This window comes from Homoserinibacter gongjuensis (genome assembly GCF_030161875.1).
In the GTDB taxonomy this organism is placed as follows: Bacteria; Actinomycetota; Actinomycetes; order Actinomycetales; family Microbacteriaceae; genus Homoserinibacter; species Homoserinibacter gongjuensis.
In genome coordinates this window covers 596,070-620,544 of sequence record NZ_BSVA01000001.1, presented here as the reverse complement: position 1 = coordinate 620,544, position 24,475 = coordinate 596,070, and the positions used below count along the sequence as shown (strand labels likewise).

The following is a 24,475-nucleotide window of genomic DNA, read 5'->3' as shown; positions in this document are numbered from 1 at the left end:
CGAACTACGGCAGCGGATCGCTCCGCAGATCGCGCACGTGGTAGAACTCCTCGTCCCAGAGCAGGTAGGTGAGCCAGTTGGGCAGGATGTAGGACTCCTGCATGTAGTTCGCCTGCGAGGCGTGGATGGTCCAGCCCTCGTGCTTCTTGCCCACCTCGGCCGACATCGCGTACTCGGGGTCGGGCTGGTTCTCAACGACGAAGGCGCCGACCTCGCCGCCGAAGGCCTCGAGCGCCTTCGAGGGGCTGATCGTGTAGACGATGTAGGCGGGTCCCGTGTACGTGCCCTCGCCATCCGCGAGCTCGGCGATCGCCCGCTCGGTGAGCTCACCCATCTTCATGTGGTCCTTGTGCCCGGTCGCACCCGACTCCGGCCAGAAGGCGACCACCACATCCGGCCTGACCAGCTTCAGCTCCGCGACGATGCGCTCGACGATCTCGTCCGCATCCGCCTGCGGCACCCCGCCGTCCGGGTAGTCCCACACGACATGGCGGTCGACCCCGAGGTTGAAGCTGTTCTTGAGCGCCTCGGCCTTGCGGATGTCGCCGAGGTCCTCCTGTCGGCCCACCGTGGGCGACTGCTCGCCGGCCTCGCCGCGCGTCGCGGTGATCATGGCGGTGTAGGCGCCGTCGCGATCCTTCGCGCGCCAGAACAGCCCGTTGACGGTCTGCTCGTCGTCGGGGTGCGCGAACACGCCGAGCACGCGGGTGCCGCCCAGTTCGCCGATCACCGAGTCGACCCCGCGGGCGGTCGGCTCGTAGAAGAGCGAGCGGCCCGCCCAGTAGAGTCCGCCGACGATGAGGGCGAGCACGCCCACGATGACGCCGAGGGTGATGAGGCCGCGCTTGCGCATGGTGCTCCGTTCGCTCGAGGAAGTCGGGTCCGCGCGACGCGCTGTCGGGCTCGCCCCCTCGGGTGACGGTCGACGTCGACACGGCTCCGCCGAGCTTAGTCGCTCGATGTCAAGGCCCTGATCGCCGGAAGACGCTCTTTCTAGCTTGGACCCATCCGCGCCAGCAGAACCGGCGGGCGCGGCAGACGGAGGAGGTCCGATCGTGTCATCCCACGCCCCCACACGGCCGCCGCGGCGGCCGACGCGCACGCGCGTTCGAAGCGACCGCGCTCGCCCATCGCGGGACCCTACGGACACCCGTTCCACCCGATCATGGTGACGATCCCGATCGGAGCCTGGATCTCGAGCCTCGTCTTCGACATCGTGGCCTTCGTGGTCGACGACCCCGAGCCCTTCGCGGTGGGGGCTACCGTGCTCATCGTCATCGGACTGATCGGCGCTGTGCTCGCGGCGATCCTCGGGTTGCTCGACTACTCGCAGCTCGAGAACGGCACGCCGGCACGCCGCACGGCCACCACCCACATGCTGCTCAATCTCACGGTCGTCGCTCTCTTCGTGATCAGCCTCGTCGTGCGGCTCGTGGCGGGCGCAGACGAGGAGAACGTGCTCGGCTTCGTCGTGAGCCTCGTGGGCGTGCTCGTGCTGGGATTCTCCGGGTACCTGGGCGGCAAGCTCGCCTACCACTTCGGGGTGCGGGTGGCCGCAGAGGGAACGCAGGCCGAAGGGTTCCGCTGAGTCACGCCGCCGGGCGACGGCCACTCACCTCAGCGCGAGCGGCGTCGCCCGAGCAGCATCCCTGCGCCGAGCAGGGCGGCAGCGGTGAGCCCCCATCGTGCGGGTCGGTGCGTGGCGAGCCAGGTGTAGCTGCTCACTCGTCGCCCCGCGCGCGGCAGCCCGCCGCCGCGCGACCTGGCGAGGTCGTGCGCCACCTCGAGGTTGCCCGCGGGGTCGGTCTCCGGCTGCTCGGTGCGGAGCATCGGCATGCCGACGCGTCCGAAGAGGCGGTCGGCCGCGGCGGGCGCGAGCGCCTGCAGCACCGACATGCCGCGCGATGCACCGCCCGCGTAGAGGTTGCGCACGCGGTGGGTCGCGGCGAACAGCACGCACCGCGCCACGACGACGGGGTCGTAGTACGGCGGCGGTGCGGAGGGCTCCACGTCCATGTGGTTGCGCGCCGTGCGGTAGATGGGCGTGTCGATGACCGCGGGGAACACCGTCGTGACATTCACCGGGATCCGGTGGGCGATGAGGTCGCGGCGGAGTCCGTCCATGGCGGCCGAGACCGCGGCCTTCGACGCCGCATAGGCGCTGTGCATGGGCAGGGTGAGGAAGGATTCCGCGGATGCGATGGCCACGAGGGTTCCGCCGCTGCGCTCCAGTGCGGGCAGCGCGGCGAGCGCGCCGTGCACCTGCCCGAGGTAGTTGACCTCCATGACGCGCTGGAACTCGTCAGGCGGCGTGTTCCAGAACTCGCCGTAGAGCAGCACCCCGGCGTTGTTCACCCAGGTGTCGATGCCGCCGAACCACTCCTCGGTGCGGGCGGCCGCCGCCTCGAGCTGGGCGGCATCCGTGACGTCGCACACGATGTGGCGGGCCGTGCCGCCGCGCTCGGTGATCTCATCGGCGACGGTCGCGAGCGCCAGCTCCTCGCGCGCGAGCAGCACCACCCGCGCTCCCGCGTCGGCCAGCATGAGCGCGCACTCGCGCCCGATGCCGCTCGACGCGCCGGTGATCACGGCGACCTGATCGCGCAACGGTGGGCGCCTCATCCGCTTGCCTCCTCGGTGCGAAAGCCGACCATCTTGTGGCTGCCATCGCAGTAGGGCTTGATGAGCGAGACGCCGCAGCGGCACAGCGCCACGGTGCGACGGGTGTGCGGGATGACCTCGCCGTCGCCGTCGACGAGCTCCACGTCTCCCCGCACGAGCAGCGGCCCGTTCGGGCATGGGGTGATCTGCACGGGGCGCTCGGCGCTCATCGGGTCGTCTCAGCGGGGCGCAGCGACGAGCGACCCGCCTCCCAGCTGTGCAGGATGTGGTCGCTCGCCCAGCCGTCGACCGTGAGGCACGCGGCGGCTCCGAACAGGATGTCGGGCAGCAGCTCGGGCTCGTCTTCGGCGAGCGAGCCGGCAAGGTCGCGACCCGCGATCTGCTCGTGCACGGCATCGGCCTCCACGTGCTCGTCGTAGTAGTCGGCGACGTCATCGCCGAACCCGACGCGCCTGATGCCCTCGGCGACGAAGCGGCACGGGATCGACGACGTCATCTCGAACGCCGCGAGATGCCCCACCGAGGCGCCGCGCAGGCGACGGTTCATGCCGAACATCGTCATGAGATTGAACGAGGCGAGAGTGATCGCCGGAACCTCGTCGACATACGCGCCGTAGCGGTCATCGAGTCCGGCGCCCCGCATGGCCCGCGCGTAGAGCTCCTGGTGCATGCGGGTGAAGCTGCCGCCGCCGTACTCGTCGGACTGGATCTCCATGAGCGCGGCCTTCGCGCGTCCGGTGAGACGCGGGATGGTCCACGAATGCGCGTCGGCCTCGCGCAGGGTGTAGATGCTGCGCTGCATGAGCAGTTCGAGCACCTGCGCGCGGTCGGCGGTGCGCGCGACGTAACGCGAGAGGCTCGGACCGGGGGTGGGGGCGGTCAGTTCGAAGAGCGTCGCCGCCACGGCCTCCCGGTGCGGTTCGGGCGCGGCGGGGCTCTCGACGCGCGTCCGGAGCGCGGCTTCGAAGGCGCGCTCGAGCGTCGTGCGCGCGCCGATGACCGCCGGATGCCACTCCCACTGGGCGCCGAGCTGGTCGAGCGAGCCGTAGCAGATCGCGTAGAGCAGGAACAGCGAGAGCTGCAGGTCGTCGTCGAAGATCGCGTCGTCGCAGGACGCGACGGTCTCCGCGAGTCCCGCGAGCTCGTCGAGTTCCACGGAGGCCTCACCGCCGAACAGCGGCAGCAGGGCCGCGCTGAGGGGGCCGCGCACTGCGATCCCGAGACGGGTCGGCGGCTCGTGGGTCAAGGTCATGCTCGCTCCTCCAGGGCGTCGATGTCGGGGGTGGGCGGTCGGGTGAAGGCGTGCACGTCGTGCGTGCTCGAGACATACGCGATAGCGAAGTCGGGGCTGCTGTAAGCCCAACCGGGGCGCCCCGTGCGGTCGAGGGCGATGAGGCCCGCTTGGCCCCCACCCGGTCGAGTCGTTCCAGCGCGGATGCCGTGGCGGCGGCCGGGTTGAGGCCCGCCCGCATCCTGTGCTCGACCCACGCGGCGAGCGCGACGCGCGCGATCTGCTCACCGGCTCCGCTCAGCACCACGGCACCGACCTCGTCGTCGGCGAAGAAGCCGCCGCCGGGCAGCGGACTGTCGCCGACACGGCCGACGCGGGCGCCCGCGATGCCACCCGTGGAGACGGCGGCAGCGAGGTGCCCCTCGCTGTCGCGCGCGACGCATCCGACGGTGTCGAGTGCCGGGGCTTTCTCTCGGCCACCGTGCGAGGCGGCGGGCGCGGTGAGGCCGCGGCGGGCCGCGACGTGTTCCGCGCCCGGGCCGACGAGGAGCACCTCCTCCTCGCGCAGCAGCGAGGCGGCGAGTTCGATCGGATGGGGAACCCCTCGACGGCCGCCGCGGCACCCACGTCGAGGGTCGAGCCGTCCATGACGGCGGCGTCGCGCTGCACGCGGCCATCCGCGCGTTCGGCCGCGCCGATGCCGGCGTTGAAGGTGGGGTCGTCCTCGAGCGCGCGAACGGCGGCGATCGCGGCGTCGACAGCGGAACCACCCGCCTCGAGCACGGCTCGCCCCCGCGCCGCCGCCGCGGCACAGCCGTGTCGGAAGTCGTCGCGGTCGGTATCGGGGATCTCGCGCGCACCACCGTGCACGATGAGCGCCCACCCGGCGTCGGCCATGCGCCACCTCCCGTCGAGAGTCAGGATGCCTCGACGGCGGCCGTCGGCAGAGGTGGTTGACCGTGGCCCGGCCCCGTGCTAGCCGCAAGCTGGGCCGCGCCTGGCTCCCGGCCGTGCGCGTGGCCACTAGCCTCGTTGCCATGAGAATCCTCCTCGTGGGGGCGGGCGGTGTCGGTGATGCCATCGCCAAGATCGCCGCTCGTCGCGACTTCTTCGAGACCATGGTCGTGAGCGACTACGACCTCACCCGCGCCGAGCGCACGCTGAGCTGGATCGAGGCGAAGCACGGGCCGCAGGGCGAGCGCTTCGTCGCCGCAAGGATCGACGCATCCGACCCGGACAGCGTCGCCGCGGTGGCCCGCGAACACGGCGCGACCCACGTGATGAACGCCGTGGAGCCGAAGTTCGTGCCCACGATCTTCGCGGGCGCGCTCGCGGCGGGCGCCGACTATCTCGACATGGCCATGAGCCTCTCGGAGCCGCATCCCGAGCGCCCGTACGCGGAGCCGGGGGTCAAGCTCGGCGATGATCAGTTCGCGACGGCGCCCGACTGGGAGCGCGCGGGCCGTCTCGCGCTCGTGGGCATGGGCGTCGAGCCGGGGCTCTCGGATGTCTTCGCCCGCTACGCCTCCGACGAGCTCTTCCGCGAGATCGACGAGTTGGGCGTGCGCGACGGCGCCAATCTGGTCGTGCGCGACGAGGCGGGCAACGAGATCTTCGCGCCCTCCTTCTCGATCTGGACCACGATCGAGGAGTGCCTCAACCCGCCGGTCGTGTGGGAGAAGGACCGCGGGTGGTACACGACCGAGCCGTTCTCGGAGCCCGAGGTGTTCCACTTCCCGGAGGGCATCGGGCCGGTCGAGTGCGTCAACGTCGAGCACGAGGAGGTGCTGCTCATGCCGCGCTTCCTCGACGCGAAGCGGGTGACCTTCAAGTACGGGCTCGGCGACGAGTTCATCGGCGTGCTGAAGACCCTCAACCTGCTCGGACTCGACAAGACGACGCCGATCCGGGTGCGCAGCGCGAACGGGCCCGTCGAGGTCGCGCCGCGCGACGTGGTCGCGGCGGCGCTGCCCGACCCGGCCACGATCGGACCGCGGATGACGGGCAAGACCTGCGCGGGCGTGTGGGTCACCGGCACGGGCGTCGACGGCGCCCCACGCGAGGTGTACCTCTACCACGTGAGCGACAACGAGTGGACGATGGCCGAGTACGAGAGCCAGTGCGTCGTCTGGCAGACGGCCCTCAACCCGGTGATCGCGCTCGAGCTGCTCTCGACGGGCGTGTGGTCGGGCACCGGGGTGCTCGGGCCCGAGGCGTTCGAGGCCGCGCCGTTCCTCGAGCTCATGGCGCGCCCTGAGGCCGAGGGCGGATACGGGCAGGCGTGGGGGCTCGAGGAGCGCACCGCGGGAGAGGTGCGATGAGCGGACGTGGCGACGCCGGCATCCGTCCGTACCGCAACGAGGATCTGGCGCGCCTGCGCGAGATCTGCGTGCTCACGGGCGCTGCCGGAGGGGATGCGACGGGCCGCTGGTCCACCGACGACCTGCTGCCCGACCTGTTCCTCGAACCGTATGTGACGGCATCACCCGAGTGGGCGTGGGTGGTCGACGAGGGCGACGGCCCGGTCGGCTATCTCGTGGCGGTGCCGCGCACCCGGCGGTTCGTGCAGTGGTGGCGCGAGAAGTGGACGCCCTGGTTCGCCGAACGCTACCCGACGCCCGAGGAACCCTACTCCGACGAGGAGTCGCTCGTGCAGCGCGGTTACGACCCCGAGGTGTTGATCGTGCCCGAGGTGGACGAGTACCCCGCGCACCTGCACATCGACCTGCTCCCGTCCGCGCAGGGTCGTGGGTACGGGCGGGCCCTCATCGAGAACATGCTCATCCCCACGCTCGCCCAAGCGGGCGTGCCGGGAGTGCACCTCTCGATGGACCCGGCGAACACCCCCGCGCGCGCCTTCTACGCCGCGGTCGGCTTCGTCGATCTGCCCTCGTCGAGCCCGAAGGGCCCGCTGCTGGGTCGCTGGATCCCGCCGCGCCCGTAGCGGGGCCGCCCCGCTCGGGCTCAGAGGAAGCGGATCGGCAGCCCGAGCAGGTTCATGATCCAGACCGCGGCGGCGAGCGCTACGAGCAGCAGCACGGTGGCGATCGCCACCTGCAGCGGGCGTCGGTTCTCGAACCAGTAGGCAGAACCCGGGTAGCCCACAAAGAACTCGCTCATCGTGATGACCTCGCGCGTCTCCTCCGCGGGCACCGGCAGGGCGGCGGCGAGCTCGCGCAGATCGGATGCCCGCCAGAAGTTCCCGCGCATCCGGAACAGCCGACGGCCCTCATCGCCCGTCACGAGCAGTTGCAGCACGGGCTCGGGGGCGGCACCGAGGTAGGTGGGCACGAGTTGCACGCGTCGGATCGACGCGAGCTTGACCCGCACGAGCGGCGTGAAGATGCCGTTGCCGACGAGCTCGTCGTCGGTGACCGCACAGAACACGCGCAGCTGCCGCCACACGAGCAGCAGGCCGATCGCGATCACCACCGCGTGCACGATGATCGCCAGCTCCATGCCACCGTGCGTCGAGGTGAACCAGTACACGACCGCGAAGATGGGGGTCGTGCCCAGCAGGATCGCGGCGAAGGCCTCACCGAGCAGCGAACGTTTCGGGCGCACGTGCACCCGCATCCGCTGTGCCCCATCCACGGCCGTCACGGCATCACCCTAGGGCACGCGGTGTGACCGGATCGAGAGCTCGCATGCTCTAGCGTTACCGCATGCCACACCGCGCACCGGACGCCGCGCCCGCACTCGCGTTGAGGGGGCTCGTCAAACGCTTCGGCGCGAAACTGGCAGTCGACGGCATCGATCTGGCAGTACCCACCGGCTCCTTCTACGGGCTCGTCGGACCGAACGGCGCGGGCAAGACCACCACGCTCTCCATGGCGACGGGACTGCTGCGCCCGGATGCGGGAACGGCATCCGTGCACGGCGTCGACGTGTGGAGCGACCCGACGGCCGCGAAGCGCATGATCGGCAATCTCGCCGACGGGGTGCGGCTGTTCGACCGGCTCACCGGCGAGCAGCTCATCGCCTACACGGGGCGCCTCTTCTCACTGCCGCGGGACGAGATCGTGGCGCGCACCGCCGACCTCATCGACCTCATGGACCTGCGCGAGGCCGCCGGCGTCGCCGTCGCCGACTACTCCGCCGGCATGACCAAGAAGGTCGCCCTCGCGTGCGCGCTCGTGCACGCACCCCGCCTGCTCGTGCTCGACGAGCCGTTCGAGTCGGTCGACCCGGTCTCGGCCGCGAACATCGAAGACGTGCTGCGTTCCTACACGGCGAGCGGCGGCACCGTGATCGTCTCGAGCCACTCGATGGATCTCGTGCAGCGCATGTGCGACCACGTCGCGATCGTGTCCAACGGGCGGGTGCTCGTCGCCGGACCCGTCGCGGAGGTGCGGGCCGGTTCCAGCCTGCAGGAGCGGTTCCTCGAACTCGTCGGCGGGCGCACGCACGCGGAGGGGCCCGCGTGGTTGCGACAGTCCTGAGGCTGCGGTACCGCCTGCTCGCGAACATGCTCACGCGCAGCCCGTGGCAGCTCGTGGGGTTCGTGTTCGGTATCATCGGGGCGCTCAGCGGGCTCTTCGTGGTGGTCGCTGCGCTGTTCCTGATCGGGGTCTCGGGGGTGGATGCCACCCACAGCGTCGTGACGCTCGGGGGCGCCCTTCTCGTGGTCGGCTGGAGCATCGCCCCCTGCTCGCGGGAGGCGTCGACACGACCATCGAGGCCGAGCAGCTCGCGCCGTTCCCGCTCAGCACGCGCCAGGTGATGCTCGCGCTGACCCTCGTCGGCGTGTGCGGCATCCCGGGCATCGTCACGACGCTCGGTGCTTTCGTCGGGCTCGTCGCCTCGGGCAGCTGGCCCGTCGCGCTGCTCGCGAGCGTCGTGTGCCTGCCGATCGGCGTGCTGACGTGCGTCGTCGCATCACGCACCGTCGCGTCGTTCTCGTCGCGGGGCCGCGGACGACTCGGTAATGTGCTCGGCCTCCTCGGCTTCGGGGTGCTCGTGCTCGCCGGCCCCATCGTGACGGGGCTGCTGAGCGTGCTCGGCGACCGCGGCGGGCTCGACACCGATCGCGTGGGCGCGCTCATCGCGGGGCTGTCGTGGACGCCCGTCGGCGCCGTCTGGGCGGTTCCGGGCGACCTCGCCGACGGGGAACTGTGGGTCGGGCTCGTGAAGCTCGGGATCGCGGTGGCCACCCTCGCGGCGCTGTGGCTGCTGTGGCGGCGCAACGTGGTGGCGGCATCCGTGTCACCGAAGCGCCGGGCCGTGAGCGGAAGATCCGGCAGGCTCGGCTGGATCGGCCTCGCGCCGACCGGGCCGACGGGGGCCGGCTGGGCGCGCTCGCTCAGCTACTGGCTCGGCGACCCGCGCTACCTGCGCAACCTCGTGATCGTCGCCGTGCTGCCTGTGCTGCTCGCCTTCGCGCTCGGCTGGCAGGTGCAGACGCCGATCTTCGCCTTCGTGGTCGTGCTGCCCGCGTTGCTGCTCGGACTCGTGCCGTACGCCGACGTGTCGTATGACGGCTCGGCGTTCTCGACGCTGCTGGCCACCGGCATCCGCGGGCGCGACGATCGCGCCGGGCGGCTGCTCGGTGCCCTCACGGCGGGGGCACCGCTCGTGGTGGTCGTGACGGTCGTGACGGTCGGGCTGTCAGGCCAGTGGCTGCTGCTGCCCGCCGTGCTCGGATGCGGACTCGGCGCGCTGCTCGCGGGGCTCGGCATCTGCGCGCTCAGCTCGGCGTACCTCGTGATCCCGGTGCCGGCGTCGGGCGACAACGTGTTCAAGCGGGTGCCGGGACAGAGCTTCTGGGTCGGGCTCGCGCTCATGGGTTTCACCCTGATGGCCGGCGTGCTGACGGCGCCCGCGCTCGCGCTCGCGATCGCCGCCGTCGTGACGGGCGCGGCCGTGTGGTCGTGGCTCGCGCTCGTGGTCGGGCTGCTGATCGGCGTCGGCGTCGCGGTGGCGGGTGTCGCGCTGGGCGGCCGGGTCTTCGACCGCACGGGGCCGGTGCTGCTGGAGCGGGTGCGGGCCACCTCGGGGTACTGAGCGGTTGCGGGGCGCGCGGCGTCCCTCCTCCATGACCGACTGCCACTGGATCGGCCACGGCGGCTCGGCGTGCCGGTTCCCCATGTAGATGGGACATGTCACCGCTGGAGAGGCTGCTCAAGCGTTGCCCGGCGTAGGTGGGTTCGCGACAGCCGTCGCGGCGGCGTTGCGTCCCGTCTACATGGCGGACTCGCACGGCGCGCCCGGAAACAGGGCCGAATGGGCGATTGAGCATGTAGGTGGCACGCGAACGGCCGCACCCGCATCCCGAGCAACGGCTCGCCGACCTGTCGTCCACACGTGGCCCGCTCGCAGATTCTCCACTGAACAGGCCATCCCGCGAGCGCGGCTCGCTCCGCTTCTGGAGCCTGGTGGCATGCAAGAGCCGCCATCCCTCACCCGCACGAGGGAGCTGCTCGCTCGCGGCTGGACCAAGCGCCGCATCCGGGCCGCGGTACAGTCCGGGCGGCTGCTTCGGCTCCGTGCGGGCGCCTACACGCCGGCAGGAACGCATGCGGATGTTGTCGACGCGGGCCGCCTTCTCGGTCGACTGACCGGCACATCCGAGCTCGCGCGCCGCGGTGTGTTCGTGCTGGCGACGGATCGACTCGAGGTGCACGTGGTGCGCTCCAGCTCGCGGATTCCGCCGCTCGGCAGGCCCCACCGCATCCATCGCCGTGTGCTATTGCGCACCCCGCACCCCGATGCGCTCGCCGTCGAACCGATCGACGCGCTCTACGACGCCGTGATGGGCCAGAACCCTCGCGCGGCCATCGCCACGCTCGACTCGGCGCTGCACCTCGGCTTATTGCACCCCGATGATCTGGACGAGCTTTTCACGGCGCTTCCCCGTCGCTTCCGAGGTTGCGTCGGCTGCTCGATGCACGCGCCGAGTCCGGGGCGGAGTCGCTGTTGCGCTTCATCCTCCGCGCCATCGGCTGCTCCGTCGAGTGTCAGGTGACCATCCCCGGGGTCGGGCGGGTCGACTTCCTCGTCGACGGATGGCTCATCATCGAATGCGACAGCGAGGCACATCACGCGAGCTGGGAGGCTCAGCGCAATGACCGGCGCCGCGACCTGGCGGCAGCAAAACAGGGTCTCGTGACGTTCCGCGTCATCGCCGAAGACGTCTTCTGGCATTCGGACGACGTGCGGGAGGCCGTCTCGGCACTTGTGAAAGCGGTGCCTGCGCGCCGTCTACATGGCCGATCGGCTCGGCGCTGCTGAGATCGGAGCCGCACGCGCAGTTGAGCATGGAGATGGGACGAGGACGGGATTCGTCCCACCGCCTCTGCACCCGCGGCTGTGCCGCGCGCGGAGCCTCCGGCGGCGCGCGCCCACCCAAGGGTTCGACTCCACCGCGCCCGGACATGTGTGAAGCGGGCCACCCTTCGGGCGGCCCGCTTCACACATGAGCGGAGGATGGGGGATTCGAACCCCCGAGGGCTTTCACCCAACACGCTTTCCAAGCGTGCGCCATAGGCCACTAGGCGAATCCTCCTGAGGACCCCCGCGCACCCGCCAGAGCCCGGTTACCCTTGCTGCGTTTCCGCCCTGGGGGAGTTGGCCTGGATGGCGCCACGCGGGGAGCCGACCATGAGTCTAGCTGGTACTAAAGGCCCGGTGGCGCGCCGAGCGCCGGGTCTACGTTGAGGAACATGAGCATTGCAGAACGCAGCGTACAGACCACCTGGAGCGGATCCCTCACGGCAGGGTCCGGTGTGCTCGGAGCATCCAGCAGCACGGCACTCGACGGCTTCGGCGTCACGCGGGGCTCGCGCACCGTGCGCCCCGACGGCAAGACGAGCCCCGAGGAGCTCGCGGCGGCCGCCCATTCCTCGTGCTTCTCGATGGCGCTGGCACTGCGGCTCGGTGAGCACGGCGTCACACCGGACGAGCTGCGCATCGTGGCGACCGTGACGCTCGCCGACGTGGGGGCTGCCCACGATCACCGGGTCGCACCTCGACGTGCATGCGCGGGTTCCGGGCATGGATGCCGCAGGCTTCGCGACCGCGGTCGACGAGGCCGCCGCCCTCTGCCCCATCTCGCGCCTGTTCGCGGGTGCCGAGGTCACCGTCTCGGCCGCACTGGACGAGTGATCCGCGATGAGTGACACGGATGCCGCGGCGGGGGAGGCCTTCGACCTCGCCGCCCTGCTCACGCGCGAACACCACGACATCGACGGCGGCATCGAGCGCTACCTCGCGAACCTGCACAACGGAGAGGGTGCCGACGCGACGCCGCTCCTGGATGCCATGGCCGCATTGCGACGCCACATCTACCTCGAGGAGGAGTTCGTCTTCCCGACCCTGGCATCCGGTGGCCTCGGCATCCCGATCCAAGTGATGCTGCGCGAGCACGGCGCGATCTGGCGCGCGATGGACGAGCTCGAGGCGCGCCTCGCCGACGGCGAGCCGCAGCAGCTGAGAGGCGACTGCCTCGAACTGCTCGGTCTGCTCGAGAGCCACAACGCGAAGGAGGAGCCCGTGATCTACCCGCGCGCTCAGCCCGCACTCGATCCCGAGGAGCAGGCCGAACTCGCGACGTTCCTGGCATCCGGACGGATGCCAGACGGATGGGTCTGCCGCACCGCGCTGCTCTAGGACGTCGGCCGGGCCGAGGTCGGCGCCGCCGACTACTCTGGACCCGTGGTCACCGCCCTCTATCGTCGCTACCGACCCGAGACGTTCACCGAACTGATCGGTCAGGCTCAGGTGACCGATCCGCTCCGCACCGCGCTCCGCACCGACCGCGTCGGTCACGCATACCTCTTCTCGGGTCCGCGCGGGTGCGGCAAGACGACGAGCGCGCGCATCCTGGCGCGCTGCCTCAACTGCGCTCAGGGGCCCACCGACACCCCGTGCGGCGAGTGCGCGAGCTGCCGCGAGCTGGCGCGCGACGGCGGTGGGTCGCTCGACGTCATCGAGATCGACGCCGCGAGCCACAACGGCGTCGACGACGCCCGCGACCTGCGCGACCGGGCGGCCTTCGCGCCGGCGCGCGACCGCTACAAGATCTTCATCCTCGACGAGGCGCACATGGTGACGCCGCAGGGCTTCAACGCGCTGCTCAAGCTCGTCGAGGAGCCGCCCGAGCACGTCAAGTTCATCTTCGCGACGACCGAGCCCGAGAAGGTCATCGGCACGATCCGCTCGCGCACCCACCACTACCCGTTCCGGCTCGTGCCCCCGCCCAGATGCTCGACTACGTGCAGCACCTGTGCGGCGAGGAGGGTATCGAGGTCGAGGGCGGCGTGCTGCCGCTCGTCGTGCGCGCCGGCGGCGGGTCCGTGCGCGACACCCTGTCGCTGCTCGATCAGCTCATCGCCGGCTCCGAGGATGCCACGGTGCGCTACGAGCGCGCCGTCGCGCTGCTCGGCTACACCCACGGTGCCCTGCTCGACGAGATCGTCGACGCGCTCGCGGCGCGCGATGCGCAAGGCGTGTTCGCGGGCGTCGACCGCGTCATCCAGACCGGGCAGGACCCGCGCCGCTTCGTCGACGACCTGCTCGAGCGCCTGCGCGACCTCATCGTCGTCGCGGCCACCCGCGACGAGGCAGGTGCCGTGCTGCGCGGTGTGCCGGCCGACGAGATCGAGCGGATGCAGCACCAGGCCGCCGCATACGGCACGGTCGAGCTGTCGCGCGCCGCCGACGTCGTGAACTCATCGCTCACCGAGATGACGGGCGCCACCTCGCCCCGCCTGCATCTCGAGCTCATGGCTGCACGGCTGCTCGTGCCCGCGGCCGACGACTCCGCGCGCGGCACCCTCGCGCGAGTCGAGCGCCTCGAGCGGCGCATCGGCATCGAGGGAGCGGATGCGGCTCCCGCGGTCGAGGGCCCGGCCCCGGTCGCTGAGCGCCCCGCCGCGCAGCGCCCCACCCCCGCTGTCGAGCGCCCCGCGCCCGCTTCCGAGCGCCCCGCCCCCGCTGCCGCTGCTCAGGTGGTTGAGGAGCGCCGACCCGACGGGGCGGCGCGTCTCGAAACCGCCGCCGAGCCGCCCCCCGCCGAGCCCGCCGCCGCCCCCGCCGCGAAGACCCCCGCCGCGAAGACCCCGGCGGCACCGGCGACGCCGACCGCCGTCACCCTGCAGCAGTTGCGCGACGCGTGGCCCGAGATCCTCGATGTCGTGCAGGGCATCAAGCGCGGCTCGTGGATGGTCGTCTACACCTCCACCCCGCGTGCCTACGACAGTGCGAGCGAGGTGCTCACGCTGAGTTTCCCGAGCGATAACGACGTGCAGAGCTTCCGTCAGGCGCAGGGCGCGGGCGAGAGCGTCAGCGAGCACCTCCGGCAGGCGATCCTCCAGGTGCTGGGGGTGCGGGTCAAGTTCATCGCGCGCGTCGAAGGAGCCGCATCCGGAGCCTCGGCCCAAGCACCCGCATCGGCATCGGCATCCGCATCCACGCCGGCCCCCGCGACGGCCCCCACGCCCGCGTCCGCGGCCACCGGCTGGAACGTCACCGCGATACCCAACGGCGCGCCCGCATCCGATGACGACGCCCCGCCGCCGAACGATGACGACGCGCCGCCGCCCGACGAGGAGCCCGAGCCTGCGGCTCCCGTCGAGGCCGACGACGCGCCGAGCGGTGCCCCCGCCCGACCGAAGGCCTCAGCGTCCACGCGGGCGCCACAGGGTGCGCGCCCGCCCTCGAACCCGAACCGTCCCGGTCGCTACGGCGAGGCGGTCGTGCGGGAGGTGCTCAAGGCGAGCTTCATCGAAGAGGTGCAGCTGAACCCGAGCGATCGCCCGGTGCGTCTCGTGGAGGAGCCCGAGCCCGCCCCCGCGGCGACTCCGGCCGCAGCGACCGCCGAGCCCGACGGCGGGGCGTAACGCGTGTACGAGGGAATCGTCCAGGACCTCATCGACGAGCTCGGCAAGCTCCCCGGCATCGGTCCGAAGTCGGCGCAGCGCATCGCCTTCCACATCCTCCAGACCGAGAGCTTCGACACCACCCGGCTCGCCGAGATCCTCACGGTGGTGCGTGAGAAGGTTCGCTTCTGCCAGGTGTGCGGCAACGTCTCCGAACAGGACACCTGCGGGATCTGCCGCGACCCGCGCCGCAACGGCGCCGTCATCTGCGTCGTCGAAGAGGCGAAGGATGTCGTGGCGATCGAGCGCACGCGGGAGTTCCGCGGGCTCTATCACGTGCTCGGCGGCGCCATCAGCCCGATCGACGGGATCGGCCCCGACGACCTGCGCATCCCGCAACTGCTCAAGCGACTCGCGTCGACCGACGTCACCGAGGTCATCATCGCGACCGACCCCAACCTCGAGGGTGAGGCCACCGCGACCTATCTCACCCGCCTGCTCGTGCAGCCCGGGTTGCGGGTGACGCGTCTGGCATCCGGGCTCCCCGTCGGGGGCGATCTCGAGTACGCCGACGAGGTCACACTCGGACGCGCATTCGAGGGCCGTCGGGTGGTCGAATAGCAGTACCGAGACACCTCGAGGAGGTCCCATGGACTTCACGATCATCATCGGGCTGATTGCGGGCGAGGGCACGACGTTCGCCGCTCTCCCCGACCTCATCACGATGGTGCGCCGCCGATCCAGCCGGGGCATGAACCCGCGGATGGCGGCCATCACCGGCAGCTTCCAGGTGCTCTGGGTGGTCTATGGGGCTCTGATCGGCTCGACCTCGGTCGTGCTCTGGAACATCATCGCTGTGCTCGTCAACTCCTTCACGGTTGCGGCGTTCGTGTTCTTCCGCCGCGCGGAGCACGGTCGCTCGACACCTGCGCCGGCGTAGCACGGCGACGGAACAGAGGGGCATACGCCCCTCGGTAGGATGACGGAGTCCTCTTCCCCTCTGGAGTGCCCTTCCGTGTCCCTGATCGTGCAGAAGTTCGGCGGCTCGAGCGTCGCTGACGCCGAGAGCATCAAGCGGGTCGCCAAGCGGATCGTCGAGACCCGCAAGGCGGGCAACGAGGTCGTCGTCGCCGTCTCCGCCATGGGCGACACGACCGACGAGCTCATCGACCTCGCCCACCAGGTGTCGCCCATTCCCGACCCCCGCGAGATGGACATGCTGCTCACCACCGGCGAGCGCATCTCGATGGCCCTGCTCGCGATGGCCATCCGCGATATGGGGTTCGAAGCGCGCTCGTACACCGGCAGCCAGGCGGGCATGATCACGGATGCGCGCCACGGCGCCGCACGCATCGTGGATGTCACCCCCGGTCGGGTGCGCGAGGCGCTCGACGAGGGCGCGATCGCGATCGTGGCCGGCTTCCAGGGCTTCAATCGTGACAGCCGCGACATCACCACCCTCGGCCGCGGCGGCTCCGACACCACCGCCGTCGCGCTCGCGGCTGCTCTCGGAGCCGAGGTCTGCGAGATCTACACCGATGTCGACGGCGTCTTCACCGCCGATCCGCGCGTCGTGCCGAAGGCGCACAAGCTCAGCCGGGTGACGAGCGAGGAGATGCTCGAACTCGCCGCGGCCGGAGCGAAGGTGCTGTACATCCGCGCCGTGGAGTACGCGCGTCGCCACGGGGTGACGCTGCACGTGCGCTCATCGTTCAACAACAACGAAGGCACCTGGGTCGTGAACCAGGTGGAGGAGATTCCGTGGAAGAGCCCATCATCACGGGTGTCGCCGGCGACCTCAGCGAGGCGAAGATCACCGTCGTGGGTGTGCCGGATGTGCCCGGAAAGGCCGCCGAGATCTTCTCGGTCGTCGCCAAGACCGGCGCCAACATCGACATGATCGTGCAGAACGTCTCGGCCGCATCCACCGGCGTCACCGACATCTCGTTCACCCTGCCGAAGGCCGAGGGGAGAAGGTGCTCACCGTGCTGCGTGCCGGTCAGGCCGAGGCGGGATTCGCGGCGCTGCAGTACGACGACCAGATCGGCAAGCTCGCCGTGGTCGGGGCGGGAATGCGCACGAGCTCGGGCGTCTCGGCGCAGCTGTTCCGCGCGCTGTCGGATGCGGGCATCAACATCGAGATGATCTCCACCTCCGAGATCCGCATCTCGGTCGTCACGCGAGCCGACACCCTCGCCGACGCGATGCGCGTCGTGCACACGGCCTTCGGTCTCGACGGCGACGCGGAAGCTGTGGTCTACGCCGGAACCGGAAGGTAGTGACGGCGGTTTCAAGATGTGTCACGCCTGCGGCGCGGCGTTCCTCAAGCACCGGAGCTGCAGCTCGGCCGTGTGCGCACTCGATTCCGGGCGCGACCGCGCTCGTGCCCGGAATCGGCGCAGCGCCGCGGATTATCGCGGCGCCTAGAATCACAGCCGCTGACGCGGCTTGTCGTCGTTGCGCCCCTGGATCCAGCGGTTGCGGGTGCCGTTGTTCTCGCCGACCTTGACGTCGCCGCCGGTCATGTTGCTGACGACGACTTCGGTCTCGCGCTCGTAGGAGTGGCTCTTGTTCGTGTTGCGATACGCCATCCAGACGGCCCAGTAGAACGAGGCGGCTCCGACGGGGCCTGCGGCGAGCAGCCAGCCGGGCCAGTCGCTGTCGGATGCGGCGACGATGAGCGTGGTGAGTTCGAGCATCCGGGCCTCCTAGAAGTTCGCCACGATCGCGATGGCGATGCCTTCGAGCACCGTGCCGATGGTGAGCGCCACGAGCAGCAGCTTGGGCACGCTCACCGGGATGCTGCCCATCGTCTCGCCCGTGCGCCCGTTGACCGCGATGTAGTGGAGGAAGGCGCTGCCGTCGGACTTCTTCTCGTAGTACGAGTAGAGCCACACCGGCAGCAGCACCGCGACCCAGCGGGTGCCCTTGAGCTCGAGTGCTTCGCTCTCCCACCGGAGGCCGCGGTCGTAGCGGGTCGAATCGGTCGCCTTCTGGCGCGCGATGCTGAGCATCTGGCTGTGTGCCACCGGCATGACCTCCTCGACGTTCAGGTCGCGCCTCTCGGAGGTGAAGTCGCCCATGTAGTTGGCGTCGTACCTGACGGCATTCTTGGTGTCGAACGGCAGGATCGTGTTGATCACGTTGTTCGTGTTCTGCTTCGTGTTCTGGTTCGCGCGGGCCGACGACGATTCGATCGTGAGGTCGTCGACCGTGAAATCGAAGCTGCGCGTGACCTGGTAGACGTCGGCGTCGTAGTAGGTGGTCTTGTTGTTATCGGACCCGCGCTGGTACTGCCGCGTCTTGATCTCACCGAAACCGGCGATGTCGGCGTGGGCGTTGCCGTCGACGAGCAGGTAGGGCATGTAGACGCCCACGACGTTCTCGGGCGTGAACTCCTGCTTGAACTTCTTGAGCGCGAACAGGCGGCGCTTGTTCGCGAACTTGCGCACCTGCTCGACCGCCTGCGCATGCGTCAGGTGGAACGGCAGCACCGCATCCGGAACCGCCCCGTTCGGGATCTGCGTCTGCTGTGACAGCGTCTGCCGGCACCAGTGGCAGCGCGCCTGCAGCTGGCTCTCGGTGTTGATGACGACCTCGGCGCCGCAGCCCTGGCACTTGATCGTGACGATGTGGGATGCCTGCTCGTCGATGTCGCTCACGCCCGTGGTGAGCACCGTGCCCTGCAGCTGCTCGATGGGGAGTCGAATCCGACGCTCGCCATGAAGCTCGCCGCCGTCCACTCGAAGCGGCAGAAGGCGCAACGCAGGTTGTCGGTGCCGGGCACGGGCCCGATCTCGGCGGAGCCGCAGCGGGGGCACTTGGTGAGGCCGTCGCCCTTCGCGTTGGTCGTGTCGATCGGTGCGGGCTCACGCTGAAGCGCCTCGGGCAGCGAGGTCTCGGGCGGCGACGCTTCAGGCGCCGGTGCCGCGGGAGGTGCGGGTGGCGGTGCCGCGGGAGGCGGCGCCGCGGCCGACCCCGCCGCGGGCCCCGCCGGAGGAACCGGCGGAACCGCGGGCGGGAGCGGCTGCTGGGGACTGTTCGGGTCGGTCATCGCTTGCGGGCTGCGTTACGCGCCGAGCACCTTCGCCTTGACGGCGTCGTAGTCCTCCTGCGTGATGAGCCCCGCATCGAGCATCTGCTTGGCCTGCGTCAGCTTGGCCATCGGGTCATCTGCCGCAGCCGCCGCCGACGGCGCCGCCGGTGCCGGGGTGACGGGCTGCTGCAGCCCTGCCAGGCCGCCGAGCGATCCGGCCGCCATGCCGACGCCCAGCAGGTTGCCGCCGCCGCCTTCCGACGAGCCGGCCGACTCGATGCCCTGCGCGACCGAGGCCTGCAGGTTCGAGTTGCCGCGCGAACCGGAGAGCGCATCGGCGCGCTTGACCTTCGAGAGCAGCTCGGTCGTGTCGGCGTCGTACTCGATCGAGATGATCGCGGTCGACACGATCTCGAGACCGCGATTCGCCTTCCAGTCGTAGCCCTCTTCGACGGCGGCCGCGAGGCTCTTGGCGAAGCCGAGCGAGTCGGACTGGATCTGGGTGATGCGACCCTTTGCGGGATCGTTGGTGTACTTCGAGAACGCCGGCGACAGGGCCGACACCACCTCGTTGAACAGCTGCGTCGAGGCGTCGTTGTTGAGGTCGGTGAAGTCGAAGACCTGGCCGCCGGTGAGGTAGGTGGCCGGAACGAAGTTCTTCACGAACAGGATCGGGTCGACGATGCGCAGGGTGTACGACCCGCGGGTGAGCGCGCCGACCTGGGTGCCGAGCCACGCGTCATCCCAGTAGATCTCGCTCTGGGTGCCGAAGCGGTTGTTGGGCAGCTCCTTGAGGCTCACGTACAGCGCCAGCTGCTGGGAGCCGGGGATGCCGCCACGCTTGAAACGCTCCCAGCTCTGCTTGATGACGGGGCTGAGGAAGCCGTTCCCGGCGAGGAACGACTGGCTGTTCACGTCATCCGACTGCCAGATGTAGCCACCGGGCTCGGCGACGAATCCGGTGATCTCGCCGTCTTGCAGAGTGATGAGGCCGTAGCCCTCGGGCACGACGATCTTCGAGCCGTTGGTGATGATGTTGTCGGATCCCTTGGTGTTGGATCCGCGGCCCGCGTCGGTCTCTTTCTTCACGACCGGGAACAGTGCAGCCGTGGGCTGCACGTTCGGGACGGTGTAGAAGTCGATCCACTGTTCGGCGAACGTTCCGCCCAGCGCGCCGGTGAATGCCTGGATGAAGCCCACGTGTCACTCCTTCGGGTGTGTTCAGGTCAGAGTAGCGGGCGAAGGTGTCATCGACCTACCCGATCATCCGGCGGGGCCGCTGCCCTCCGGCTCGTCGGATCGCGGCCCGGAGAGGCCGCGCACGATCGCCCGGATGCGCTCCGCCGGCACCTTCGGCACGCGCTGTGCGTCGGTGAGGCCGTTGCTCTCCTGCAGGGTGTCGGTGAGCTGGGTGTAGCACCACCCGGCGAGGACCTCGCTCCGCTGCACCGCCGCGAACAGGGCGGTCAGGTGCCGCTCCAGCTCCTCGTTCGACGACACCACCCGGTAGCCCCACGATCCGGGCTCCTGCTGTAGCACGCTCACACCGCCGAACTCGCTCAGAATCACCGCCCGAGCGGCTGTCTCCCGGGTCTCCTCCGGCGTGCCCACGAGCATCCGGCGGCCGTTGGGCGCGATGCCCTCCAGGGTGCGCCGGGCGTCCTCCTCCGTCGCGTAGGAGGCGAGCAGGCGCGCGGGGTCGTTCTCGTAGTCGTGCACCGTGAACAGGTCGGAGCGGGTGTGCTCCCAGCCGTCGTTGGAGATCACGAGTCGTGTGGGATCGAGGCTCTTCGTGAGGTGATAGAGGGTGCGCGTGAGCTCGCGCTGCCGCGCGTCCGCGGCGATGTGCTGCACGCCCCAGCTCTCGTTGAGCGGCACCCAGGCGACGATGCAGGGATGCGAGGCGTCGCGTCGCACGACCTCCATCCACTCGCGCGTGAGACGGTCGACGGATGTCTCGGTGAACTCGTAGGCGCTCGGCATCTCCTCCCAGACGAGCAGCCCCAGGCGATCCGCCCAGGACAGGAAGCGCGGATCCTCGACCTTCTGATGCACGCGCACGGTTGTGAAGCCGAGCTCCTTGATGAGCTCGACCTCGGCGCGCAGCGCCTCGGCATCCGGCGCCGCGAGGTGGGACGCGGGCCAGTAGCCCTGCGAGAGCACCCCGCGCACCTCGTAGGGGTGCCCGTTCAGCAGGAACCGGCCGCCCGCCTCCCCGACCTCGCGGAAGCCGAGGTACGAGGCCACCCGGTCCGGGTCGTGCCCGGGGGCCGTCAGCTCGACCTCCGCGTCGACGAGGGTCGGCCGCTCGGGCGACCACAGGTAGTCGTCCTGCGCCTGGCCGTTGCGTAGCGCGTCGACGGCGACCCGCACCACCCCGTCGGCGCGGGTGAGCAGGGCGGTGTGCTCGGCGAGCAGCTCGCCCTGGAGGGAGAGCCGGATGCGCGCCCGCGTGCCCGGCGCGGGCGGAGCTGCGAGCTCGATGCCGACGGCGACCTCGGCATCCGCGACGCTCGGCCGCCAGGAGAGGCGTTCGATGCGCTGCCGCGGCACGGACTCCAGCCAGACCGGCTGCCAGATACCGCTCGTGCGGGCGTACCAGATGACGTGCGGCTCGAGCTCCCAGTCCTGCTTGCCGCGCGGCTGGGCGAGGTCGTGCGGGTCGTCTTCGGCGCGCACCACGAGCTCGAAGGGGCCGTCGCCGGGCAGCTCGACCGAGAACGGCGTGTGGCCGCCCTCGTGGCGGGCGAGGTGCGATCCGTCGACCCACACGTCGGCGCGGTAGTCGACGGCGCCGAAGTGCAGCACGAGCCGGCGTCCGGCGGCGTGGCCGGATGCCGCGATCTCGTCGGCGGTCACGGTGCGGCGGTACCAGAGCACACGGTGGTAGCCGGGGTCGTGCACCCCGGAGGCCTCCGACTCGGGCGGGAACGGCACCGTGATCGTGCCGGTGATCGCCTCCGGGTCGTGCTGCCAGCCACGCGCCAGCCCCTCGTCGGCGTCGTCGAAGGCGAACCGCCAGGGGCCCGAGAGCTCGGCCCAGCGCGAGCGCACGAGCTGGGGGCGCGGGTGGTGACCGTCGTGGATGCTCGGGATCGGCGTGGCTTCCGTCATGCCCGGAAGCATAGGGCATTCTTTAGCGCTGTAAAGCCGCCGTGGTGCCGCGCTCGATGATCGTGTACGGCGCGATCCGGTGGCGCCCGGTACCCTCGTAGCCCTTCATGCGATCCTCGAGCAGGTCGAGCGCCGTCGTGGCGATCGCGAACTTGTCGGGTGAGATCGCGGAGAGCGCCGGCGTGCTGGAGTGCGCGAGCACCGTGTCGTCCCAGCCGAGCACCGAGACCTCATCCGGCACCGAGCGGCCGGCCGCCTGCAGGGCACGCAGTGCAGCCATCGCGAAGGTGTCGTCACGAGAGAGCACGGCGTCGAAGTGGATCCCGCGCTCGATCGCGGCGGCGATCGCTGCCACGCCGTCCTCGATCGTGAACCCGTCGCTGCGCAGCACGAGCTCGGGATCGGGCTGGATGCCGGCCGTCAGCAGCGCCTCCTGGTAACCGAGCAGACGCAAGTGGGTCGACTCCGTGATGTCGCCCCGTACATCCGCGAGGAAGGCGATCCGGGACCGGTTCTCGGCGAGCAGCAGCTCCACCCCGTCGCGGGCGGCCTGCGTGTTGTCGATCATGACGTGGTCGGTGGTCAGCGGGCGTGCGGACTCGCCGAGCAGCACGATGGGCGTTCCGGGCCGAAGGCGGGCGATCTCGAGCGTTCCGATCCGCACGGGATGGAAGATCACGCCGTCGACGAGGCCCTCCTCGCGGTCGCGGATGACGGCGCGCTCCGCCTCGACGCCGTTGAGGGTCTGTTCGACGATGATCCGGTAGCCGCGCCGCTCGGCCTCCTCGCCGATGTAGCGCGCGATCTCGGCGTAGTAGGGCTGGTCGACCACGGGAAGGGCGAGCGCGATCATGCTCGTCTTGCCGGTAGCGAGGCGGCGGGCGGTGAGGTTCGGGCGGTAGCCGAGCTCGTCGATCGCGGCCTGTACGCGCTCGCGCATCTGCGGCGAGACGAACTCGTAGTCGTGCACGACGTTCGAGACGGTCTTCATCGACACGCCCGCGCGGTCGGCCACGTCCTTGAGGCGGACGCGCCCGGCCGATCTGCTCCCCGACGCCATGCGCACATCCTAGGGTCCGCGACGCGCCGGGGGATTTCCGTTGACATTTACAGCGCTATAGATTAGCGTCCACCGCAACCGAGCACCCCCGTCCGGTCGACGACGACCGGCTCGCTCCGCACCGAAGCGACAGCCGGGATGCCCGCCACAGAGGAGACAGAGATGACCAAACGCAGCATTGCTGCCGCAGTCGCCATCGCCGCATCCGCCGCGCTCGTCATGAGCGGCTGCACGAGCGCACCGGCCGACTCCGGCAAGCAGACCATCACCTTCATGGGGTGGGGCTCTGACGAGGAGATCGCCACCTTCAAGACGATGATCGACCAGTACGAGGACGCCTACCCCGACGTCACGGTCGACTACGTCACCGTGCCGGCGGCCGACTTCGCCACCAAGCTCCAGACGATGATCGCGAGCAAGAAGACACCGGATGTCTTCTACCTCCAGCCCGAGAAGGTCATGCCCTTCGCGGATGCCGGGGTCATCGCCGACCTGAGCGCGTTCGTCGACGACAACGAGCTGTTCGACGCCGACAACGTCTGGGCGAAAGCGATCGACATGTACCGCTACGACGGCACGACGCCGGGCGAGGAGCGGTGTACGGCCTGCCCAAGGACATCAGCGCCTTCGGCCTCGCCTACAACAAGGACATGTTCGACGCGGCCGGCATCACGGCTCCCACAGCGGATGCGCCGTGGACCTGGGATGAGTACGTCGCCGCCGCGAAGAAGCTCACGAGCGGCGAGGGTGCCGACAAGGTCTACGGCTCGGGCCCCTACTCGCTCGAGGCGGCGGTCTGGTCGAACGGCGCCGATTGGCTCAACGCCGACCACACCGAGGTGACCGTCACCGATCCCGCGTTCACCGAGGCGCTCCAGTGGACCGCCGACCTCAACCTCGTCGAGGGTGTCGCGCCGAGCCCCGAGGAGCTCAGCTCGCAGGGCGACTACGACCGCTTCGTGAGCGGCAAGCTCGCGATGACGGGCGTCGGCACCTGGGCGCAGGGCAGCCTGTGGAACGACGCGAAGTTCACCTGGGACATCATGCCCTGGCCGGTGAGCCCGAAGACGGGCGAAGAGGCCATCTGGTACGGGGGCATCGGCTTCGCGGTCGCGAACGGCAGCAAGCATCAGGAGGCCGCGTCCAACCTCGCCGCCTTCCTCGCATTCAACGAGGACGCCCAGCGCACCAACATCGAGAAGGGGCAGGCGATCCCGAACCTCATCGACATGGCGAAGGACGAGTGGCTCACGACCGACAAGCCGCCGGCCAACAAGGCCGAGTTCATCCGCATCCTCGAGGACTACGGTCGGCGTGCCACGCAGACCTACACCTTCAACAGCGACTGGTTCACGCTCTTCAACTCGAACCTCGCGAGCGTGCAGTCGGGTGAGCAGTCCGCGGCGGACTACGCGGCATCCGTGCAGGGCGAGATGCAGGACCTGCTCGACAAGGGCATCGCCGAGCAGAAGAAGTAGGCTCGCCGAACCCGGCGGGGTGGGCGGCCGAGAGGTCGCGCACCCCGCCCCTGCAGGAGGTTGCCCCTGATGCCCACGACCACCGCCCGACCGACGCGGCGCTTCAACCGCCGCGAG

General features: G+C 70.2%; 23 protein-coding genes, 1 tRNA gene, 1 other RNA gene and 5 pseudogenes. 15 read left to right on the top strand and 15 right to left on the bottom strand.

The annotated features are described in order from the left end of the window. Nucleotides 1-4: 4 nt before the first annotated feature. Complete coding sequence (locus tag QQK29_RS03450; RefSeq protein WP_284297816.1) at nt 5-853, bottom strand: PIG-L deacetylase family protein; 849 nt, start codon at nt 851-853, stop codon at nt 5-7. A 207-nt stretch (nt 854-1,060) separates the two neighbouring features. Between QQK29_RS03450 and QQK29_RS03445 the strand changes: the two genes are divergently transcribed. Next, a complete protein-coding gene (locus QQK29_RS03445) occupies nt 1,061-1,588 on the top strand; it encodes a DUF2231 domain-containing protein (RefSeq protein WP_348533909.1) in 528 nt (175 codons plus the stop codon). A gap of 29 nt (nt 1,589-1,617) precedes the next feature. Here QQK29_RS03445 and QQK29_RS03440 read toward each other — a convergent pair whose 3' ends face one another. From QQK29_RS03440 to QQK29_RS03420, 5 genes and pseudogenes are all read right to left on the bottom strand, one after another. Continuing rightward, entirely contained in the window at nt 1,618-2,622 is a 1,005-nt protein-coding gene (locus QQK29_RS03440) for an SDR family oxidoreductase (protein ID WP_284297812.1), read from the bottom strand. Continuing rightward, nucleotides 2,619-2,831 carry a CDGSH iron-sulfur domain-containing protein gene (locus QQK29_RS03435; RefSeq protein ID WP_284297811.1) on the bottom strand — a complete coding sequence of 71 codons (213 nt, stop codon included), beginning with the start codon at nt 2,829-2,831 and terminating at the stop codon, nt 2,619-2,621. The genes QQK29_RS03440 and QQK29_RS03435 overlap by 4 nt, the downstream gene beginning before the upstream one ends. Next, nucleotides 2,828-3,874: an iron-containing redox enzyme family protein gene (locus QQK29_RS03430; protein WP_284297809.1), complete on the bottom strand. Its 1,047-nt coding sequence runs from the start codon at nt 3,872-3,874 to the stop codon at nt 2,828-2,830. The genes QQK29_RS03435 and QQK29_RS03430 overlap by 4 nt, the downstream gene beginning before the upstream one ends. Then, on the bottom strand, nt 3,786-4,406 hold the full coding sequence (locus QQK29_RS03425) for an isoaspartyl peptidase/L-asparaginase (RefSeq protein ID WP_284297806.1): 621 nt from the start codon (nt 4,404-4,406) through the stop codon (nt 3,786-3,788). The genes QQK29_RS03430 and QQK29_RS03425 overlap by 89 nt, the downstream gene beginning before the upstream one ends. A gap of 62 nt (nt 4,407-4,468) precedes the next feature. Continuing rightward, nucleotides 4,469-4,750 (bottom strand): annotated as a pseudogene (locus tag QQK29_RS03420) (isoaspartyl peptidase/L-asparaginase); the annotation flags it as partial. 140 nt (nt 4,751-4,890) lie between these two features. Between QQK29_RS03420 and QQK29_RS03415 the strand changes: the two are divergent. Both QQK29_RS03415 and QQK29_RS03410 read left to right on the top strand, forming a co-directional pair. After that, complete coding sequence (locus tag QQK29_RS03415) at nt 4,891-6,174, top strand: saccharopine dehydrogenase family protein (RefSeq protein ID WP_284297804.1); 1,284 nt, start codon at nt 4,891-4,893, stop codon at nt 6,172-6,174. Continuing rightward, the gene (locus QQK29_RS03410) at nt 6,171-6,797 is read left to right on the top strand and encodes a GNAT family N-acetyltransferase (protein WP_284297802.1); all 627 of its coding nucleotides are present in this window, start codon (nt 6,171-6,173) and stop codon (nt 6,795-6,797) included. Before QQK29_RS03415 ends, QQK29_RS03410 begins: the two co-directional genes overlap by 4 nt. Nucleotides 6,798-6,817: 20 nt before the next feature. Here the strand turns inward: QQK29_RS03410 and QQK29_RS03405 are convergent, their stop codons facing one another. Continuing rightward, a complete protein-coding gene (locus QQK29_RS03405) occupies nt 6,818-7,456 on the bottom strand; it encodes a hypothetical protein (protein WP_284297800.1) in 639 nt (212 codons plus the stop codon). A 62-nt stretch (nt 7,457-7,518) separates the two neighbouring features. Here QQK29_RS03405 and QQK29_RS03400 point away from each other — a divergent pair, with 62 nt between their 5' ends. The 4 genes from QQK29_RS03400 (at nt 7,519) to QQK29_RS03385 (ending at nt 11,083) form a co-directional block, all read left to right on the top strand. Beyond that, nucleotides 7,519-8,295 carry an ABC transporter ATP-binding protein gene (locus QQK29_RS03400; protein WP_284297798.1) on the top strand — a complete coding sequence of 259 codons (777 nt, stop codon included), beginning with the start codon at nt 7,519-7,521 and terminating at the stop codon, nt 8,293-8,295. Next, nucleotides 8,277-8,576, top strand: coding sequence for a hypothetical protein (locus QQK29_RS03395; RefSeq protein WP_284297796.1), 300 nt, complete (start codon nt 8,277-8,279; stop codon nt 8,574-8,576). Before QQK29_RS03400 ends, QQK29_RS03395 begins: the two co-directional genes overlap by 19 nt. Then, complete coding sequence (locus QQK29_RS03390) at nt 8,573-9,856, top strand: hypothetical protein (RefSeq protein WP_284297794.1); 1,284 nt, start codon at nt 8,573-8,575, stop codon at nt 9,854-9,856. The genes QQK29_RS03395 and QQK29_RS03390 overlap by 4 nt, the downstream gene beginning before the upstream one ends. A gap of 957 nt (nt 9,857-10,813) precedes the next feature. After that, nucleotides 10,814-11,083, top strand: a complete 270-nt coding sequence (locus QQK29_RS03385; protein ID WP_284297792.1) for a hypothetical protein — start codon at nt 10,814-10,816, stop codon at nt 11,081-11,083. Between the two features lie 189 nt (nt 11,084-11,272). Here the strand turns inward: QQK29_RS03385 and QQK29_RS03380 are convergent. Continuing rightward, nucleotides 11,273-11,357, bottom strand: a tRNA-Ser gene (locus QQK29_RS03380). Then, nucleotides 11,355-11,451: signal recognition particle sRNA small type (gene ffs, locus QQK29_RS03375), an RNA gene on the bottom strand. The genes QQK29_RS03380 and ffs overlap by 3 nt, the downstream gene beginning before the upstream one ends. A 63-nt stretch (nt 11,452-11,514) precedes the next feature. Between ffs and QQK29_RS18420 the strand changes: the two are divergent. The 6 genes and pseudogenes from QQK29_RS18420 to QQK29_RS03350 all read left to right on the top strand — a co-directional run. After that, nucleotides 11,515-11,784 (top strand): annotated as a pseudogene (locus QQK29_RS18420) (OsmC family protein); the annotation flags it as partial. 178 nt (nt 11,785-11,962) lie between these two features. Next, on the top strand, nt 11,963-12,460 hold the full coding sequence (locus QQK29_RS03370; protein ID WP_284297790.1) for a hemerythrin domain-containing protein: 498 nt from the start codon (nt 11,963-11,965) through the stop codon (nt 12,458-12,460). Between the two features lie 45 nt (nt 12,461-12,505). Then, a pseudogene (locus QQK29_RS03365) lies at nt 12,506-14,691 on the top strand (DNA polymerase III subunit gamma and tau). A 3-nt stretch (nt 14,692-14,694) separates the two neighbouring features. Further along, a complete protein-coding gene (gene recR, locus QQK29_RS03360) occupies nt 14,695-15,291 on the top strand; it encodes a recombination mediator RecR (protein WP_284297788.1) in 597 nt (198 codons plus the stop codon). Between the two features lie 28 nt (nt 15,292-15,319). After that, on the top strand, nt 15,320-15,610 hold the full coding sequence (locus QQK29_RS03355; RefSeq protein WP_284297786.1) for a SemiSWEET family sugar transporter: 291 nt from the start codon (nt 15,320-15,322) through the stop codon (nt 15,608-15,610). Nucleotides 15,611-15,685: 75 nt separating this feature from the next. Next, nucleotides 15,686-16,949: pseudogene (locus QQK29_RS03350) on the top strand (aspartate kinase). A 150-nt stretch (nt 16,950-17,099) separates the two neighbouring features. On the opposite strand, the gene QQK29_RS03345 reads toward QQK29_RS03350, so the two are convergent. The 6 genes from QQK29_RS03345 to QQK29_RS03320 all read right to left on the bottom strand — a co-directional run bounded on the left by QQK29_RS03345 (nt 17,100) and on the right by QQK29_RS03320 (nt 22,880). Then, complete coding sequence (locus QQK29_RS03345) at nt 17,100-17,369, bottom strand: hypothetical protein (protein ID WP_284297784.1); 270 nt, start codon at nt 17,367-17,369, stop codon at nt 17,100-17,102. Nucleotides 17,370-17,378: 9 nt separating this feature from the next. After that, on the bottom strand, nt 17,379-18,347 hold the full coding sequence (locus QQK29_RS03340; protein WP_284297782.1) for a TFIIB-type zinc ribbon-containing protein: 969 nt from the start codon (nt 18,345-18,347) through the stop codon (nt 17,379-17,381). Next, nucleotides 18,329-18,724 carry a hypothetical protein gene (locus tag QQK29_RS03335; protein WP_284297780.1) on the bottom strand — a complete coding sequence of 132 codons (396 nt, stop codon included), beginning with the start codon at nt 18,722-18,724 and terminating at the stop codon, nt 18,329-18,331. Before QQK29_RS03335 ends, QQK29_RS03340 begins: the two co-directional genes overlap by 19 nt. A 15-nt stretch (nt 18,725-18,739) precedes the next feature. Beyond that, nucleotides 18,740-19,906, bottom strand: a complete 1,167-nt coding sequence (locus QQK29_RS03330) for an SPFH domain-containing protein (RefSeq protein WP_284297777.1) — start codon at nt 19,904-19,906, stop codon at nt 18,740-18,742. Between the two features lie 63 nt (nt 19,907-19,969). Next, nucleotides 19,970-21,820: a glycoside hydrolase family 2 protein gene (locus tag QQK29_RS03325; RefSeq protein ID WP_284297775.1), complete on the bottom strand. Its 1,851-nt coding sequence runs from the start codon at nt 21,818-21,820 to the stop codon at nt 19,970-19,972. A gap of 22 nt (nt 21,821-21,842) precedes the next feature. Continuing rightward, nucleotides 21,843-22,880 carry a LacI family DNA-binding transcriptional regulator gene (locus tag QQK29_RS03320; RefSeq protein ID WP_284297773.1) on the bottom strand — a complete coding sequence of 346 codons (1,038 nt, stop codon included), beginning with the start codon at nt 22,878-22,880 and terminating at the stop codon, nt 21,843-21,845. Nucleotides 22,881-23,018: 138 nt separating this feature from the next. Here QQK29_RS03320 and QQK29_RS03315 point away from each other — a divergent pair. Both QQK29_RS03315 and QQK29_RS03310 read left to right on the top strand, forming a co-directional pair. Further along, nucleotides 23,019-23,450 (top strand): annotated as a pseudogene (locus tag QQK29_RS03315) (ABC transporter substrate-binding protein); the annotation flags it as partial. Nucleotides 23,451-23,476: 26 nt separating this feature from the next. Then, the gene (locus QQK29_RS03310; RefSeq protein ID WP_284297771.1) at nt 23,477-24,358 is read left to right on the top strand and encodes an extracellular solute-binding protein; all 882 of its coding nucleotides are present in this window, start codon (nt 23,477-23,479) and stop codon (nt 24,356-24,358) included. Nucleotides 24,359-24,475 lie beyond the last annotated feature (117 nt).

Bases quoted from the DNA above. Each gene is read 5' to 3' on its own strand.
- QQK29_RS03450 (WP_284297816.1), bottom strand. From the start codon at position 853: ATGCGCAAGCGCGGCCTCATCACCCTCGGCGTCATCGTGGGCGTGCTC.
- QQK29_RS03440 (WP_284297812.1), bottom strand. From the start codon at position 2,622: ATGAGGCGCCCACCGTTGCGCGATCAGGTCGCCGTGATCACCGGCGCG.
- QQK29_RS03435 (WP_284297811.1), bottom strand. From the start codon at position 2,831: ATGAGCGCCGAGCGCCCCGTGCAGATCACCCCATGCCCGAACGGGCCG.
- QQK29_RS03430 (WP_284297809.1), bottom strand. From the start codon at position 3,874: ATGACCTTGACCCACGAGCCGCCGACCCGTCTCGGGATCGCAGTGCGC.
- QQK29_RS03415 (WP_284297804.1), top strand. From the start codon at position 4,891: ATGAGAATCCTCCTCGTGGGGGCGGGCGGTGTCGGTGATGCCATCGCC.
- QQK29_RS03410 (WP_284297802.1), top strand. From the start codon at position 6,171: ATGAGCGGACGTGGCGACGCCGGCATCCGTCCGTACCGCAACGAGGAT.
- QQK29_RS03400 (WP_284297798.1), top strand. From the start codon at position 7,519: ATGCCACACCGCGCACCGGACGCCGCGCCCGCACTCGCGTTGAGGGGG.
- QQK29_RS03370 (WP_284297790.1), top strand. From the start codon at position 11,963: ATGAGTGACACGGATGCCGCGGCGGGGGAGGCCTTCGACCTCGCCGCC.
- QQK29_RS03355 (WP_284297786.1), top strand. From the start codon at position 15,320: ATGGACTTCACGATCATCATCGGGCTGATTGCGGGCGAGGGCACGACG.
- QQK29_RS03345 (WP_284297784.1), bottom strand. From the start codon at position 17,369: ATGCTCGAACTCACCACGCTCATCGTCGCCGCATCCGACAGCGACTGG.
- QQK29_RS03335 (WP_284297780.1), bottom strand. From the start codon at position 18,724: ATGACCGACCCGAACAGTCCCCAGCAGCCGCTCCCGCCCGCGGTTCCG.
- QQK29_RS03325 (WP_284297775.1), bottom strand. From the start codon at position 21,820: ATGACGGAAGCCACGCCGATCCCGAGCATCCACGACGGTCACCACCCG.
- QQK29_RS03320 (WP_284297773.1), bottom strand. From the start codon at position 22,880: ATGGCGTCGGGGAGCAGATCGGCCGGGCGCGTCCGCCTCAAGGACGTG.